Origin of the sequence: Clostridium autoethanogenum DSM 10061 (genome assembly GCF_001484725.1) — a bacterium.
Lineage (GTDB): Bacteria > Bacillota > Clostridia > Clostridiales > Clostridiaceae > Clostridium_B > Clostridium_B ljungdahlii.
This window is the reverse complement of the sequence record NZ_CP012395.1, coordinates 2,101,810-2,119,003: the sequence shown is the minus strand read 5'-3', so window position 1 is coordinate 2,119,003 and position 17,194 is coordinate 2,101,810. Positions and strand designations below refer to the sequence as shown.

10 protein-coding genes, 3 tRNA genes and 3 rRNA genes are annotated in these 17,194 nt (G+C 36.4%); 15 read left to right on the top strand and 1 reads right to left on the bottom strand.

Translation table 11 applies throughout. The annotated features are described in order from the left end of the window. The first annotated feature begins 48 nt into the window (after positions 1 to 48). The 14 genes from CLAU_RS09590 (at position 49) to disA (ending at position 15,318) form a co-directional block, all read left to right on the top strand. A 16S ribosomal RNA gene (locus CLAU_RS09590) occupies positions 49 to 1,558 on the top strand. 284 nt (positions 1,559 to 1,842) lie between these two features. After that, positions 1,843 to 4,732: ribosomal RNA gene (locus CLAU_RS09585) — 23S ribosomal RNA — on the top strand. Between the two features lie 146 nt (positions 4,733 to 4,878). Beyond that, positions 4,879 to 4,995: ribosomal RNA gene (gene rrf, locus CLAU_RS09580) — 5S ribosomal RNA — on the top strand. Together the 16S, 23S and 5S rRNA genes with 3 tRNA genes alongside form the textbook arrangement of a ribosomal RNA operon. Positions 4,996 to 5,000: 5 nt before the next feature. Further along, positions 5,001 to 5,077 (top strand) — tRNA-Ile (locus CLAU_RS09575). 3 nt (positions 5,078 to 5,080) lie between these two features. After that, a tRNA-Ala gene (locus CLAU_RS09570) sits at positions 5,081 to 5,156 on the top strand. A 54-nt stretch (positions 5,157 to 5,210) separates the two neighbouring features. Next, positions 5,211 to 5,285, top strand: a tRNA-Asn gene (locus tag CLAU_RS09565). A gap of 222 nt (positions 5,286 to 5,507) precedes the next feature. Further along, positions 5,508 to 7,592, top strand: a complete 2,085-nt coding sequence (fusA, locus tag CLAU_RS09560; protein WP_013240722.1) for an elongation factor G — start codon at positions 5,508 to 5,510, stop codon at positions 7,590 to 7,592. Positions 7,593 to 7,722: 130 nt separating this feature from the next. Beyond that, on the top strand, positions 7,723 to 7,962 hold the full coding sequence (locus CLAU_RS09555; RefSeq protein ID WP_013240721.1) for a hypothetical protein: 240 nt from the start codon (positions 7,723 to 7,725) through the stop codon (positions 7,960 to 7,962). A 206-nt stretch (positions 7,963 to 8,168) separates the two neighbouring features. Beyond that, positions 8,169 to 8,651, top strand: a complete 483-nt coding sequence (locus CLAU_RS09550; protein WP_013240720.1) for a CtsR family transcriptional regulator — start codon at positions 8,169 to 8,171, stop codon at positions 8,649 to 8,651. A gap of 73 nt (positions 8,652 to 8,724) precedes the next feature. After that, positions 8,725 to 9,273 (top strand): UvrB/UvrC motif-containing protein, encoded by a 549-nt coding sequence (locus CLAU_RS09545; protein ID WP_013240719.1) that lies wholly within the window; start codon positions 8,725 to 8,727, stop codon positions 9,271 to 9,273. Between the two features lie 2 nt (positions 9,274 to 9,275). Beyond that, complete coding sequence (locus CLAU_RS09540; protein WP_013240718.1) at positions 9,276 to 10,316, top strand: protein arginine kinase; 1,041 nt, start codon at positions 9,276 to 9,278, stop codon at positions 10,314 to 10,316. 20 nt (positions 10,317 to 10,336) lie between these two features. Further along, positions 10,337 to 12,778, top strand: a complete 2,442-nt coding sequence (locus CLAU_RS09535; RefSeq protein WP_013240717.1) for an ATP-dependent Clp protease ATP-binding subunit — start codon at positions 10,337 to 10,339, stop codon at positions 12,776 to 12,778. Between the two features lie 105 nt (positions 12,779 to 12,883). Further along, on the top strand, positions 12,884 to 14,239 hold the full coding sequence (radA, locus tag CLAU_RS09530) for a DNA repair protein RadA (protein WP_013240716.1): 1,356 nt from the start codon (positions 12,884 to 12,886) through the stop codon (positions 14,237 to 14,239). A gap of 14 nt (positions 14,240 to 14,253) precedes the next feature. Then, complete coding sequence (gene disA, locus CLAU_RS09525) at positions 14,254 to 15,318, top strand: DNA integrity scanning diadenylate cyclase DisA (RefSeq protein ID WP_013240715.1); 1,065 nt, start codon at positions 14,254 to 14,256, stop codon at positions 15,316 to 15,318. Between the two features lie 39 nt (positions 15,319 to 15,357). Here disA and CLAU_RS09520 read toward each other — a convergent pair whose 3' ends face one another. Then, positions 15,358 to 15,762 carry a nucleoside triphosphate pyrophosphohydrolase family protein gene (locus CLAU_RS09520; protein ID WP_013240714.1) on the bottom strand — a complete coding sequence of 135 codons (405 nt, stop codon included), beginning with the start codon at positions 15,760 to 15,762 and terminating at the stop codon, positions 15,358 to 15,360. 303 nt (positions 15,763 to 16,065) lie between these two features. Here CLAU_RS09520 and CLAU_RS09515 point away from each other — a divergent pair, with 303 nt between their 5' ends. Continuing rightward, positions 16,066 to 17,193, top strand: coding sequence for a PIN/TRAM domain-containing protein (locus tag CLAU_RS09515; protein WP_013240713.1), 1,128 nt, complete (start codon positions 16,066 to 16,068; stop codon positions 17,191 to 17,193). Position 17,194: the final 1 nt, after the last annotated feature.

Below are 17,194 nucleotides of genomic sequence, written 5' to 3'. Positions count from 1 at the left end.
AGCAGCTAAAAAAGTAATTTCGTAATAAGAAGAGTCAATACAAACTTTTAAATTAAGAGTTTGATCCTGGCTCAGGACGAACGCTGGCGGCGTGCTTAACACATGCAAGTCGAGCGATGAAGCTCCTTCGGGAGTGGATTAGCGGCGGACGGGTGAGTAACACGTGGGTAACCTACCTCAAAGAGGGGGATAGCCTCCCGAAAGGGAGATTAATACCGCATAATAATCAGTTTTCACATGGAGACTGATTTAAAGGAGTAATCCGCTTTGAGATGGACCTGCGGCGCATTAGCTAGTTGGTAGGGTAACGGCCTACCAAGGCGACGATGCGTAGCCGACCTGAGAGGGTGATCGGCCACATTGGAACTGAGAGACGGTCCAGACTCCTACGGGAGGCAGCAGTGGGGAATATTGCACAATGGGCGAAAGCCTGATGCAGCAACGCCGCGTGAGTGAAGAAGGTTTTCGGATTGTAAAGCTCTGTCTTTGGGGACGATAATGACGGTACCCAAGGAGGAAGCCACGGCTAACTACGTGCCAGCAGCCGCGGTAATACGTAGGTGGCGAGCGTTGTCCGGAATTACTGGGCGTAAAGAGTGCGTAGGCGGATATTTAAGTGAGATGTGAAATACCCGGGCTTAACCCGGGCACTGCATTTCAAACTGGATATCTAGAGTGCGGGAGAGGAGAATGGAATTCCTAGTGTAGCGGTGAAATGCGTAGAGATTAGGAAGAACACCAGTGGCGAAGGCGATTCTCTGGACCGTAACTGACGCTGAGGCACGAAAGCGTGGGTAGCAAACAGGATTAGATACCCTGGTAGTCCACGCCGTAAACGATGAGTACTAGGTGTAGGAGGTATCGACCCCTTCTGTGCCGCAGTAAACACAATAAGTACTCCGCCTGGGAAGTACGATCGCAAGATTAAAACTCAAAGGAATTGACGGGGGCCCGCACAAGCAGCGGAGCATGTGGTTTAATTCGAAGCAACGCGAAGAACCTTACCTGGACTTGACATACCCTGAATATCTTAGAGATAAGAGAAACCCTTCGGGGCAGGGATACAGGTGGTGCATGGTTGTCGTCAGCTCGTGTCGTGAGATGTTAGGTTAAGTCCTGCAACGAGCGCAACCCCTGTTGTTAGTTGCTAACATTTAGTTGAGCACTCTAGCAAGACTGCCGCGGTTAACGCGGAGGAAGGTGGGGATGACGTCAAATCATCATGCCCCTTATGTCCAGGGCAACACACGTGCTACAATGGGCAGTACAGAGAGAAGCAAGACCGCAAGGTGGAGCAAACCTCAAAAACTGCCCCCAGTTCGGATTGCAGGCTGAAACTCGCCTACATGAAGTTGGAGTTGCTAGTAATCGCGAATCAGAATGTCGCGGTGAATACGTTCCCGGGCCTTGTACACACCGCCCGTCACACCATGAGAGCTGGCAACACCCGAAGTCCGTAGTCTAACTTAGGAGGACGCGGCCGAAGGTGGGGTTAGTAATTGGGGTGAAGTCGTAACAAGGTAGCCGTAGGAGAACCTGCGGCTGGATCACCTCCTTTCTAGGGAGTCGAAAGATAGAGTATAATCTATCTTATAAATTGATGGTTTAAGTAAGTTAGAAAGTCTACTCTGTTTAATTTTGAAGGATCAGATAGATTCTTCTTTCAGTTTACAAGCAATTAGGAATGTAAATTGAAAAATTGTCCTTTGAAAATTGCACAGTAAATAAGAAATAAAGTAAAGCTAAGGTTATAATATAACCTTTGTAGAATAAACTTTAATATCATTTTAAAGATTTAAGATGATACAAAGAAAATTACTAAAAGTAATTTTCAATAATAAAGGTCAAGCTACAAAGGGCGCATGGAGGATGCCTTGGCACCAGGAGCCTAAGAAGGACGCGATAAGCTGCGAAAAGCTCTGGGTAGGCGCAAATAGCCAGAGAACCAGAGATATCCGAATGGGGAAACCCACCTAGACAACGCTAGGTACTGCAAACTGAATACATAGGTTTGTAGAGGCAAACCCGGGGAACTGAAACATCTAAGTACCCGGAGGAAGAGAAAGAAACATCGATTTCCTAAGTAGCGGCGAGCGAAAGGGAAAGAGCCCAAACCAGGAACTTGTTCCTGGGGTTGCGGATAGATCATAAAAACTGTGAAGTGTTAATTGAAGAGAGCTGGAAGGCTCCGCCGTAGAAGGTAAAAGCCCTGTAAATGAAAACAAAGAGCAGTCAGATCTAATCCAGAGTACCACGAGACACGAGAAACCTTGTGGGAAACAGGGAGGACCACCTCCCAAGGCTAAATACTACCTGGTGACCGATAGAGAAGGAGTACCGTGAGGGAAAGGTGAAAAGAACCCCGGGAGGGGAGTGAAATAGAACCTGAAACCGTGTGTCCACAAACAGTCGAAGTACGTAAAGTACGACGGCGTGCTTTTTGTAGAACGAGCCAGCGAGTTATGATATGCAGCAAGGTTAAGTACTTAAGGTACGGAGCCGGAGGGAAACCGAGTCTGAAAAGGGCGAAAAGTTGTATGTTGTAGACCCGAAACCGAGTGACCTATCCATGGCCAGGTTGAAGCGGAAGTAAAATTCCGTGGAGGACCGAACCACGTTGGTGTTGAAAAACCATGGGATGAGCTGTGGATAGCGGAGAAATTCCAATCGAACTCGGAGATAGCTGGTTCTCCTCGAAATAGCTTTAGGGCTAGCGTCGGAAATGAGTAATGGAGGTAGAGCACTGAATGGGGTAGGGGCTGACAACAGTTACTGAACCTTATCAAACTCCGAATGCCATATACTTGAATTCCGGCAGTCAGACTGCGAATGATAAGATCCGTGGTCAAAAGGGAAACAGCCCAGACCACCAGCTAAGGTCCCAAAGTGTAAGTTAAGTGGGAAAGGATGTGTGATTTCTAAGACAACTAGGATGTTGGCTCAGAAGCAGCCACTCATTTAAAGAGTGCGTAATAGCTCACTAGTCAAGAGATCATGCGCCGAAAATGTCCGGGGCTAAAACTTACCACCGAAGCTGTGGACTCGAAAGAGTGGTAGAGGAGCATCCTGTATGAGTAGAAGTCGTACCGGAAGGAACGGTGGATTGTACAGGAGAGAGAATGCTGGCATAAGTAGCGAGAAATAAGTGAGAATCTTATTGGTCGAAAACCTAAGGTTTCCTGGGGAAGGTTCGTCCGCCCAGGGTAAGTCGGGACCTAAGCCGAGGCCGAAAGGCGTAGGTGATGGACAATCGGTTGAAATTCCGATACCGCATAAAAGCGTTTGACAAAAGGGATGACGCAGGAGGATAAGGTGTGCATACAAATGGATGTATGTCTAAGCATCGAGTCAGGTATACCAGGAAAATCCGGTATATCAATGATGAGGTGTTATGGGGAACCCGCAAGGGGAAGTACCTGATTTCACGCTGCCGAGAAAAGTCTCTATGGAGTTTTTATGTGCCCGTACCGCAAACCGACACAGGTAGGTGAGGAGAGAATCCTAAGACCATCGGAAGAATTGTTGTTAAGGAACTAGGCAAATTAACCCCGTAACTTAGGGAGAAGGGGAGCCACGCAAGTGGCCGCAGAGAAAAGGCTCAAGCAACTGTTTATCAAAAACACAGGTTTCTGCTAAAGCGAAAGCTGAAGTATAGGAGCTGACGCCTGCCCGGTGCTGGAAGGTTAAGGGGAAGACTTAGCGCAAGCGAAGGTCAGAACTTAAGCCCCAGTAAACGGCGGCCGTAACTATAACGGTCCTAAGGTAGCGAAATTCCTTGTCGGGTAAGTTCCGACCCGCACGAATGGCGTAATGATTTGAGCACTGTCTCGACAACAAATCCGGCGAAATTGAAGTGCAAGTGAAGATGCTTGCTACCCGCGATTGGACGGAAAGACCCCGTAGAGCTTTACTGCAGTTTAGCACTGAATTTCGGTATTGTCTGTACAGGATAGGTGGGAGACTAGGAAGTAGTGGCGCCAGCCATTACCGAGTCGATGTTGGGATACCACCCTGATAGTACTGGAATTCTAACCGGGCTCCATGAAACTGGAGACGGGACAATGTTAGGCGGGCAGTTTGACTGGGGCGGTCGCCTCCTAAAAAGTAACGGAGGCGTACAAAGGTTCCCTCAGAAGGGTTAGAAATTCTTCGAAGAGTGCAAAGGCAGAAGGGAGCTTGACTGCGACACAAACAGGTGGAGCAGGGACGAAAGTCGGGCTTAGTGATCCGGTGGTACCTCGTGGGAGGGCCATCGCTCAACGGATAAAAGCTACCTCGGGGATAACAGGCTGATCTCCCCCAAGAGTTCACATCGACGGGGAGGTTTGGCACCTCGATGTCGGCTCGTCGCATCCTGGGGCTGAAGTAGGTCCCAAGGGTTGGGCTGTTCGCCCATTAAAGCGGCACGCGAGCTGGGTTCAGAACGTCGTGAGACAGTTCGGTCCCTATCCGTCGCGGGCGCAGGAAATTTGAGAGGAGCTGTCCTTAGTACGAGAGGACCGGGATGGACCGACCGCTGGTGAACCAGTTGTTCCGCCAGGAGCATAGCTGGGTAGCCAAGTTGGGAAGGGATAAACGCTGAAAGCATCTAAGTGTGAAGCCCACCTCAAGATAAGATTTCCCATAGCGTAAGCTAGTAAGACCCCTCGAAGAACACGAGGAGATAGGTCAGAGGTGTAAGCAGGGCAACTTGTTAAGCTGACTGATACTAATAGGTCGAGGGCTTGACCAAATAAAAACGAAAGAAAAAAAGTTTACTGTGCAATTTTGAGAGGACAAAGTTCTTCTTTAACTATAAAATTTTTATAGTTAAATTCATGTTTAGTATTGACAGTTGTTTAAAAGCACTGTATAATATAAAACTGTGATAAGAAAATATCTGGTGGTAATGACGTGAAGGTAACACCCCTTTCCATACCGAACAGGAAGGTTAAGCTTCAGGGTGCCGATGGTACTGCAGGGGAGGCTCTGTGGGAGAATAGGTCGCTGCCAGGTAATAAGGATCTTTAGCTCAGTTGGTTAGAGCAACCGGCTCATAACCGGTGGGTCCGGGGTTCGAGTCCCTGAAGGTCCACCATGCGGGGGTATAGCTCAGCTGGGAGAGCATCTGCCTTGCACGCAGAGGGTCAAGAGTTCGAATCTCTTTATCTCCACCAAAACGAGTAACATTTTGTTACTCGTTTTTTAAAGAAATACACTGCATAGATTGTTCCGTGGTAGCTCAATGGTTGAGCATTCGGCTGTTAACCGAAGGGTTGGAGGTTCGAGCCCTCTCCACGGAGCCATTTTTATTTTTTGAATTTATTTAATTAAAATAGATTAGTAAAAATAAACCAAAGGTAGCTCACCTTTGGTTTATTTTTTATGAAGTGCATATTTTAGGTACTTGTTTTCATAGATAATAATATAAAAGTAAAATTATTTTGAAAATTTAATTAATTGTAGGAGGAATTTTAATTAGCAAATAGAATATATAATTAATCGAAAAGTAAGGGGAGGGATTGCTTATGAAAAAATATTCAGTAAATAATTTAAGAAATGTAGGATTTATTGGGCATAGCGGTTCTGGTAAAACTACATTAACAGAAGCAATACTTTATTACACAAAAGTTATTGATAGGTTTGGAAGAATTGAAGATGGAAGTACTGTTAGTGATTACGATATTGAAGAAAAAAAGAGAAAAATATCCATAGCTTCATCTTTAGCTTCTTGTGAATGGAAAAATACAAAGATAAATTTAGTTGATATGCCAGGATATTTTGACTTTATAGGAGAGACTATGGAAGGACTGAGGGCAATTGATGTAGCTATAATTGTTTTATCAAGTGTATCTGGAATTCAAGTGGGAGCTGAGAAATCTTGGAGTGGTGTCAATAAAAGTAAACTTCCTAGAGCTTTTTATATAAATAAGTTGGATAGAGAAAATTCAAATTTTGATAAAACATTGGCAGAATTAAAAGAAAAGTTTGGTATGTCTGTAGTACCAATTCAATATCCTATAGGAACGGAAAATAATTTTAAAGGAATTGTAAACGTTATTTCAGGAAAAGCTAAAATAATGAATAATAAGAACATAGCAGAGGAAACTACTATACCAAAAGATATTTTGGATAAAATCACAAAATGTAGAGATATGGTTATGGAAGCTGTGGCAGAAACAGATGAGGAACTTTTAGATAAATATTTTAGTGAGGGTACTTTAAGTGATGAGGACATTTACAAAGGATTAGTAAGAGGCTGTTCAAGAGGTGAAATTGCACCTGTAATGTGCGGATCTGCTGTAAATGGGATAGGAATAGATACTTTATTAGAAGATATAATCCAATGTTTCCCATCTCCTGAAACTTCAGAGGTAATTGATGTTAATTTAGAACAAAAATCACAGGTTGTAGTTAAAGTAGATGAAAAAAGTCCATTTTCAGCTTTTATTTTTAAAACTATAGCTGACCCTTTTGTAGGTAAGTTATCTCTATTTAGAGTTATGACTGGTAAGCTTAAATCAGATATGACAGTATATAATGTAAAAAAAGATAAAAGTGAAAAAATAGGAACCTTATATTTTTTAAAGGGAAAACAGCAGATACCTGTATCGGAAATAGGAGCTGGAGATTTGGGTGCTGTTGCTAAACTACAATTTGCCAGCACAGGGGATACCTTATGTGATCCATCGTCTTTGGTCGTATTTAAAGATATTGAATTTCCAGAACCAGTAATTTCGATGGCCATGCTACCTAAATCTAAAAATGATGAGGATAAAATATTTAATGGATTAAGTAAATTGTTAGAGGAAGATCCTACTTTTAAGATATCTAGAGATATAGAAAATGCAGAGACTATAATTTCTGGACAGGGTGAAGTTCATATTGACGTGATATCATCTAAATTAAAGTCTAAATTTGGGACGGATGTTATTCTGAGAGAACCAAAAGTACATTATAGAGAAACAATAAGGAAAACCTCAGATGTACAGGGCAAACACAAAAAGCAATCAGGAGGACATGGACAGTATGGAGATGTAAAAATCAAGTTTGAGCCAAGAAATGATAATGAAGATGATTTAGAATTTGTGGATAAAGTAGTAGGGGGAGTAGTTCCAAGACAGTATATACCGGCAGTTGAAAAAGGGCTTAGAGAATGTATTAGTCATGGGGTTTTAGCTGGATACCCTATAATAAGGATAAAAGCTACATTACATGATGGATCATATCATCCAGTAGACTCTTCAGAAATGGCTTTTAAGGTAGCAGCATCTTTAGCCTATAAGAAAGGAATTTTAGAAGCTGATCCTGTATTATTAGAACCAATTTTACATGTAGAAGTATGTGTCCCTGAAGAGTATATGGGAGATATAATTGGGAATATAAATAAACGAAGAGGTAGAGTACTGGGAATGGAAACTTCCGGCAAGAATCAGATAATAATAGCTGAAGTACCTGAAGCAGAAATGTTTAAATATGCTACAGATTTAAGGTCCATGACTCAAGCTAGAGGAAGTTTCAATATGAAATTTGAAAGATATGAAGAAGTCCCAGATGTTCAAGCAAATAAGATAATAGAAAGCAAAAATAAAATAAAAGTTAGGCAAGAATAAATTTCAGCCTCAATAGAATATAATTCTATTGAGGCTTTTTAAAACTAAATATTGTGTATATTTTAATTCACTACAATGAATAATAATTTTATTAATCATTAGATGAACTTTTCAATTAAGGAGAGATTATATGTCTGAATATAAAATGAGCATAAAAGGTAAAATTACTTTAGAGGATTATAGTAGTATATATGATTATATAGCAATAGTAAATAAAAATGATAAATTAACTATAGTTGTAGATAGCAATGAAAATGAAAATGTAGAGATAGTATGCAATATGTTAAAAAATAAGTATTTTACTGTTAATCCAAATAGGCCCTGTGATGGAGGAAAGTATTGTATAAAAGCATTTAAGAATGAGGATTAAATTATTCTACAGGGTGACTATTCTTATTTAACACATATAAACAGTATACAATAGTATGTATTAGAAAAATGGAGAAAATAGTATTTGAACTTAGTATTTATGTATAAAACAAATATATTTAGTGAAATATAGAAGTTGAATAAAACCTAAATTAATAATATTATTAATTTAAGGTCAAAGAAAGTCAAAGTCAAGAAGGTGGTAAATTGGCAAGATTATCAGATATAATAGAAGACTTTATAAAAGAAATGCTTAATAATAGTGAGGAGACTAAACTTCAAATTGGCAGAAACGAACTAGCTAATTATTTTAGCTGTGCGCCCTCCCAGATAAATTATGTATTGACTACTAGATTTACTATGGATAAAGGTTACTACATAGAAAGCAAGAGGGGCGGCGGCGGATGTATAATTATACGAAAAGTAGAATTTGACTGTAATGAGAATTTACTTAAAAGTATAATAGAAAAAATAGGGGATACCATAACATACAATACTGCTGCACAGCTTATAGAAACGCTACTTGAAGAGCAAGTTATAACGGAAAGAGAAAACATAATATTAAAGACTATAATAAATGATAGGACACTAAATATTGCATTGAATAATAAAAATAAATTGAGGGCAGATATATTAAAATCAATTATAGTAGTTATATTTAGAAGCCCTAAATTTGGTATGAATAGATAGATAAATATATGATATAATATTTATTGTATTAAATTACATTAAATGTTAATCATATATGCATAGGAGTGATGATATGATTTGTGATATATGTAAGAAGAATGAAGCTACAGTTCATATAACAAAAATAATAAATGGTTCCAAGCAGGATATTAATTTATGTGAAAAATGTGCTATGGAAAAGGGAGAACTTAATTTTGTACCTCAAATAGACTTTGTTTCTCCATTTGGATTCCAAAATATTTTAAGTGGAATCATGGATTATATGACAAGTGGCAATAATGAAGAACATAAAACCTTTGATATATCTTGTAAAACTTGTGGTACATCTTATAGTGAATTTAAAAAAACAGGTCTTTTAGGATGCAGTGAGTGCTATAAAAATTTTAGTAATATTTTAGGACCTGTAATTAAGAGGGTTCAAGCAAATTTAGGTCATACAGGTAAAATACCTAAAAATCAGGGAAAAAGTATTATTGAAAGAAATAAGCTTTTGAAGTTAAAGTCAGATCTTCAAAAGGCAGTATCCTTAGAGGAGTATGAAAAAGCAGCAACTATAAGAGATGCTATAAAAGAAATTGAGAAACAAGTTCATGTGAGCAACGAAAATAGGAAGGAGGGTTAACTTTGAATAATTGGACGACTACTTGTGATGACAGCAACGGCGGTTTGGTAATAAGTAGCAGGATAAGATTAGCTAGAAATTTGGCTGAAGTTCCATTTCCACATAAATTAAATGAAGAAAAAAGCAAAGAGGTAATCAAACTAGTAGAGAATGCTTTTTATACACCTTCTAGTAATAAGGACACATTTAAGACCAATTATTTGTGGGAAGAAACTGATAATGAGAAGCGAAATTATCTGGAAAAGCACCTTATAAGCAAAAATTTGATAGATAACAGCCACAAATCTGCTTTTATACTAGATAATCAGCAGACTATAAGTATTATGATAAATGAAGAAGATCATATTAGAATTCAATGTATAACAGCAGGGTTAAATTTAGAAGAAGTGTATAATGTAAGTGATAAAATAGATGATTTATTGGAAGGAAATTTAAAGTATGCATTTGATGAAAAGTTAGGTTATCTTACAGCATGTCCTACTAATATAGGAACGGGACTTAGAGCTTCTGTTATGCTGCATTTGCCAGCACTTTCTTTAAACAATCAGATGAATGGATTTTTAAATGCATTATCTCAAGTTGGAATGACTGTTAGAGGATTGTATGGTGAAGGTTCAAAGGCCATAGGGAATATATATCAAATTTCCAATCAGGTTACTTTAGGTAGAAGCGAAGAGGAAATACTGAGCAATTTAAAAGCTGTAGTTGTTCAGGTAACAAATGAAGAAAAGGCTTCTAGAGAAAATCTTATGAAAAAATTTAAATATGAGGTAGAAGATAAAATTTACAGAGCATTGGGTATATTAAAATCAGCAGTGATTTTAAATGTAAATGAATGTTTCAAACTTTTGTCTGATGTAAGATTAGGCGTTGAAATGGGAATAATTAAGAATATAAGCAAGGCAACTTTGAATAATCTTTTAGTAAGTACACAGCCTGCTACAATACAAGATGGAAATGAGAAAATTTTATCAGCCATTGAAATGAATCTTAATAGGGCAAAAATTGTAAAAGAAAAATTAAATATTGATAAAGTTCAATAAGAAGGATGGTGAAATATACTATGATGTTTGGAAGATTTACGGAAAGAGCACAAAAAGTATTAGTTTATGCTCAAGAAGAAGCACAAGCACTTCAACATGGATATGTAGGTACAGAACATATACTTTTGGGAATATTAAAAGAAGAAGGAATATCCAGGAATCTTTTAAGTGATATGAATGTAAACATTGAAACAGTAAGAAATTTTATAGAAGAATATGAGGGTAGGGGAGAAATAAATTTGTACAATAAAGAAATCCCTCTTACTCCAAGGACAAAAAGGCTTTTAGAGCTAAGTTTGTTTGAAGCCAGAAATCTAAACCATAACTATATAAGTCCAGAGCATATCCTACTTGCACTTATAAGAGAAGCAGAGGGAGTTGCGTTTACTATTTTAAATAATTTGGGAGTAGATTTTAATAAGCTGAGGAAGGAACTTGTGGATTCACTTTCGGGAGAGCAATCATCAATGAATTCAAACAGTACTAAGAAAGAAAATGGAGAGCCAACCCCAACTTTAGATCAGTTTGGAAGAGACTTAACAGACATGGCAAAAGAGGGAAAGTTGGACCCTGTTATAGGAAGAGATAAAGAAACTCAGAGGGTTTTGGAAATACTAAGTAGAAGAACTAAGAATAATCCTTGTCTAATAGGAGACCCTGGTGTAGGTAAAACTGCAATTGCAGAAGGATTGGCAGAAAAGATAGTATCGTGTAATATACCTGAACTTTTAAGGGGAAAAAGAGTAGTAACATTAGATCTTTCTTCAATGATAGCGGGATCAAAATATAGAGGAGAATTTGAAGAAAGACTTAAAAAAGTTATGGAAGAGATAAGAAAATCAGGTAATGTAATATTATTCATAGATGAAATTCATACTATAATAGGAGCGGGAGCAGCAGAAGGTGCTATAGATGCATCTAATATATTAAAACCAGCTTTAGCTAGAGGAGAAATACAATGCATAGGAGCCACTACTATAGATGAATATAGAAAATACATTGAAAAGGATGCTGCACTTGAAAGAAGATTTCAGCCTATAATAGTAGGAGAACCTACTAAGGAGGAGGCAGTTTTAATATTAAAAGGTCTTAGAGATAAATATGAGGCTCATCATAGAGTAAAAATAATAGATGAAGCTATAGATGCAGCAGTAAATTTATCAGATAGATATATTACAGATAGATATTTACCTGATAAGGCAATTGATCTTATAGATGAAGCAGCTGCTAAAGTTAGAATACAAAATTTAATTGCCCCACCAGATTTAAAAAATTTAGAAGAAGAATTAGAAAAGGCAACTAAGGAAAAAGAGGATTCTATTAGAGTACAGGATTTTGAAAAAGCTGCTAGTTTAAGGGATAAAGAAAAGGAATTAAAAAATAAGTTAGAAGGATTAAAAACTAACTGGAAGACTAAAAAAGAAGTATCAACACTTACGGTAGGAGAAGACCAAATTGCATCAGTGGTATCTCAGTGGACCAATATACCTGTAGAGAAGTTAACTGAAAAAGAATCAGAGAGATTGCTCAAACTAGAGGAAATTCTTCATAAGAGAGTAGTAGGTCAAGATGAAGCAGTTAAATCCATTTCTAAGGCAGTAAGAAGGGCTAGAGTTGGGCTTAAAGATCCAAAGAGACCTATAGGTTCATTTATATTTTTGGGGCCTACAGGTGTTGGAAAAACTGAGTTGTCAAAAGCTTTGGCAGAGGCTATGTTTGGCGACGAAAACAATATGATAAGAATTGATATGTCGGAATATATGGAAAAGCATACAGTATCTAGACTTATAGGATCGCCTCCAGGGTATGTAGGCTATGATGAAGGAGGACAGCTTACTGAAAAAGTAAGAAGAAATCCTTATTCAGTAGTATTGTTTGATGAAATAGAAAAAGCACACCCAGAAGTATTTAATATATTACTTCAAATACTTGAAGATGGAAGATTAACCGATGGAAAAGGAAAAACAATAAACTTTAAAAATACCATAATAATAATGACTTCTAATGTAGGAGCAGCTACCATTAGAAAACAAAAATCTATGGGATTTACTGCTGCTAAAGGTGATGACAAGGAAAGTCAATATGAAAAGATGAAAGATAATATAATGGAGGAACTTAAAAATTCTTTTAGACCTGAGTTTTTAAACAGAATAGATGATATTATAGTCTTCCACCAGTTAGAAGAGGAAGATTTAAAACAAATAGTAAAACTCATGTTAAAAGATGTTTCCTCAAGGCTTAAAGATCAGGAAATAGAAATTGGATTTACAGATAAAGCGCAGGAGCTTTTGGCAAAAGAAGGCTTTGATTTAACTTATGGTGCAAGACCGCTTAGAAGAGCAATTACAAAAACTGTAGAAGATAAACTTTCTGAAGAAATGCTTAGAGGTAATGTTAAAAAAGGAGATAAAGTTAAAGTAGTTGTAGAAAAAGGAGAATTATCATTTAATAAAGTCAATTAATGATTGACTCACATAAAATTAAACTTTATACTTTTTACAGTATAAAGTTTAATTTTTATATAAATTTAGCTATTTTTATCGATTTATACAGGAAGAGATGATTCAATGGTAAAGAAAAAAACGGTTTTTGTATGCCAGGAATGTGGATATGAATCCCCAAAGTGGCTTGGTAAATGTCCTAACTGTAATAAATGGAACTGCATGATAGAAGAGATTAAGTCACCTCAGGAAGTAACATTTTCTAATATGAAATTTAGCAGCACGCCAAAAAGTATAAATAATATAAAATCTGGTGAATACGAAAGGCTAGATACTGGTATAATGGAATTGAATAGAGTTCTTGGAGGAGGTATTGTAAAAGGTTCAATAACACTTATATCCGGGGCTCCTGGTATTGGAAAATCAACTCTGCTTTTACAGACAGCCAGCAATATTGCTGAAAAATATGGGAAAGTGCTGTATGTCTCAGGAGAAGAGTCAGAAGAACAGATAAAGATGAGGGGAGATAGACTTGATTCTTTGTCTAATGATCTTTATATAGTTTCAGAAGTTAATATTGATAAAATAAAAGCTCATATAGAACAAACTAAACCCGTATTTGTAGTAGTGGATTCTATTCAGACTTTATTTAAAGAATCTATTAGCTCAGCACCGGGTAGTGTGTCTCAAGTAAGGGAAACTTCTAACGATATTATGCGTATAGGGAAGTCTAATAATATATCTTTTTTTATAGTGGCACATGTTACAAAGCAGGGTGAGCTAGCAGGACCTAGGGTACTAGAGCACATGGTGGATACTGTACTGTCTTTTGAAGGAGAAAGAACTGGAGAGCTAAGAATTTTAAGAACTGTAAAAAATCGTTTTGGTACTACCAGTGAAATTGGTGTATTTGAAATGGCAGGAAGCGGACTTAAAGAAATATTAAATCCTTCTGCAGCATTTTTAGAAGATAGAGAATTTCAAAAAGAAGGTTCTGTAATTATTGGTATAATGGAAGGAAGAAGACCTATACTAGTAGAAATACAAGCGTTGGTTAGCGAAACTAAAGCAGTTATGCCAAGAAGAACAGCCGTTGGAGTAGATATTTCTAGATTAAATTTAATTTTAGCGGTACTTGAGAAAAAACTTAGAATTACATTTTATAATTGTGATGTTTATGTAAATGTAGTGGGGGGACTTAAGATAGAAGGAACTTTCGGAGATTTAGGGCTTGCACTTGCACTTATATCTAGTGCTAAATCTAGGGAAATTGGACTAGATAATCTTTTAGCAGTAGGTGAAGTTGGACTTACAAGTGAAGTTAGACCAGTATCATTTTGTGATAGAATAGTAAATGAAGCAAAAAAAATGGGATTTAGGAATATAATAATACCAGATAGAAATAAGGAAAAGGTAAATTCTAAAGATATAAATGTTATAGGTGTATCCTCCCTAAAGGAGGCATTAAATAAAGTTTTTTAATTAGGGTGATGATTTTGAGATTAGAAAAAGATAAAGAACTTAAAAGTATATTAAAACTTTTAGCACCAGGTACTCAACTTAGGGAAGGTCTTAGAAATATTTTGAGAGCTAAAACCGGTGGACTTGTAGTTTTAGGAGATAGTGAACAGATAATGAAAGTGGTAGACGGTGGATTTACCATTAATTCTGAGTACAGTTCTTCTTATATATATGAGCTTGCAAAAATGGATGGTGCTATAATATTGAGCAGTGATTTAAAGAGAATATTATATGCAAATACTCAACTTATTCCAGATTCATCTATTCCAACTTTTGAAACTGGAACAAGGCATAGAACTGCAGATAGAGTGGCTAAACAAACAGGGGCTATAGTTATTGCTATTTCTCAAAGGAGAAATGTCATAACCGTATATAAAGGATACATTAAATATGTATTACAGGATAGTAGTGTTATGCTTGGAAGGGCTAATCAAGCACTACAAACTTTAGAAAAGTACGTCTCTGTACTTGATGGGGTTGTTAACAATCTTAATATTTTAGAGTTTCAAGACATAGTAACATTATTTGACGTAATGACGGCTATCCAAAGAACTGAAATGGTAATGAGAATAGTATCAGAGATTGAAAGATACATATGTGAACTTGGCAATGAAGGAAGATTAATTTCAATGCAATTAAATGAATTAATTAAAAGCGTTGAGAGAGACGGAATATTTATGATAAGAGACTATTGTCAAAGTGGTATGGATTATGATGAAATATATAAGCAACTTCAAGAAATAAGTTCAAGTGAACTATTCAATCTTGATTGTATTTCTAAATCTTTAGGATATGCAGGAGTTCCTCTAGTTGATACATTGATATCACCAAGAGGATACAGAATGTTAAATAAAATTCCTAGAATACCAACTAATGTAATAGAAAATTTAGTGAAAAATTTTAAGGAGCTTAAAGGTGTTATGGAAGCATCTTATGAGCAGCTTGATAGAGTTGAAGGAATAGGAGAAGCTAGGGCCAGAGCTATAAAGAATGGATTGAGAAGGCTTAGAGAACAAATCATGATAGACAATAAGTTTTAAGCACAAAATAATATGACTGGTATTATTTTGTGCTAGAAATTATCTGAAAGAATACTTACCTAGGGTATTTATTTTGTCATACTCTTTTAAAAGTATGTCATATAGATTTATATCCAGCGTATTACATAAACAAGTAAGATAAAATAAATTATTTCCTATTTCGTTTTGTATTACATCTCTACAGTTGTCACATAGCTTACCTTTTACATGTGTACTTAAGCAAGATCTTAGGGATTCAATATCCAAAGTATTATCTTCGGATGGAATATGTTGTTTCTTACCACAAACTTCTATACATCCGCAATTAGTAATAGATTTTGCAACAGCTCTATTTATTCTAGCATTTGACTCCTGAAGTTTCGTAATTATATCTAAAATACTCTTATGCCTTAATAAAGATTCACTTACTGCGTTTTGAAAATTATCAAAAATTATATCTTTCATCAAGTTCAACTCCTTATATATTTAGGATATTATTTGTAAACTTTAGTTAGTACTAAGTAAAATTGCTCTATGCATATATAATAAACCAAGAATAAATTTATGAATAGGGGGATTGTCATGTGAAATAATGGACAAAAATGTTTATAAATTTTATTTTTTGGTATAATTATCTAAAAGGAGGTTGTTAAATTAAGGACGTAAAGTAAATAATTTATTAAATAAATTTGGTTTTATTGAAAAATCTAGTTTATTAATATATAGTAAGTGTAATGAAAAAACATCAATGTAGGGGAGGTGAGTCTATTGTTAAAAAAAATACTGAGAGGACTTTTTACAATAATAGGCTTAATATTAGGATATTTGTTAGGAAAGAGTGCGTTAAGTTCTGACTATTTTGCTAAAATGTTTTATCTAGCCAATAGTCCGGTTAAACAATTTTTATTTTTATCTATATTAACTTTGTTTTTTGGAATCATTTTATTTTTAATATCACCGTGGATTAATTCAATTATTATGAAAACTATGGATTATATCGAAAAGAGCCTTCAAAAACTTCCTGCAGTAGAAATATTATTAGGTGTTTTGGGAGCATTAATAGGACTTCTAATATCAGCAGTATTTCTTAACTTGTTAGAAAAGATACCAGTTGTGGGGACTGTACTTGCAGTAATAGTAGCTATACTTATGGCTGCATTAGGTGCAAATATTGCCATACGAAAAAGGGAAGAATTAATGTCCATGTTTTCTAATATAGCAACTAGTGTAGCAACTAAAAGACTTCAGGGAACTAGAGAAAAAAAATCTAAAGGGGAGCACCAACATGCACATAAAGGTTACCCTAAGGTTTTAGATACTTCTGTAATAATAGATGGAAGAATATTTGATATATGCCAAACAGGATTTATAGAGGGGCCACTTGTAATTCCAAACTTTGTACTAGCAGAATTAAGACATATAGCTGATTCTTCAGATGGGTTAAAGAGAACTAGGGGAAGAAGAGGATTAGATATATTAAATAAGATACAGAAAGAGTTAAATATTGACGTCCAGATATATGAAAAAGATTTTCCAAACATACCGGAAGTAGATGCCAAGCTTTTAAAACTATCACAAGTTTTAGATGGAAAAGTAGTGACTAATGACTACAATTTAAATAAAGTTGCAGAGTTCCAAGGAGTACCAGTACTTAATATAAATGAACTTGCTAATGCGGTGAAACCTGTTGTACTTCCAGGAGAAGAAATGAATGTACAAATAATTAAGGACGGAAAAGAATCAGGACAGGGTATTGCATATTTAGATGATGGAACAATGATAGTTGTAGAAGGTGGAAAAAAGTATATAGGAGATACAAAAGGTGTGGTAGTAACTTCTGTTCTGCAAACAGCAGCAGGGAGAATGATATTTGCAAGACAAAAAGGGGATCTATAGC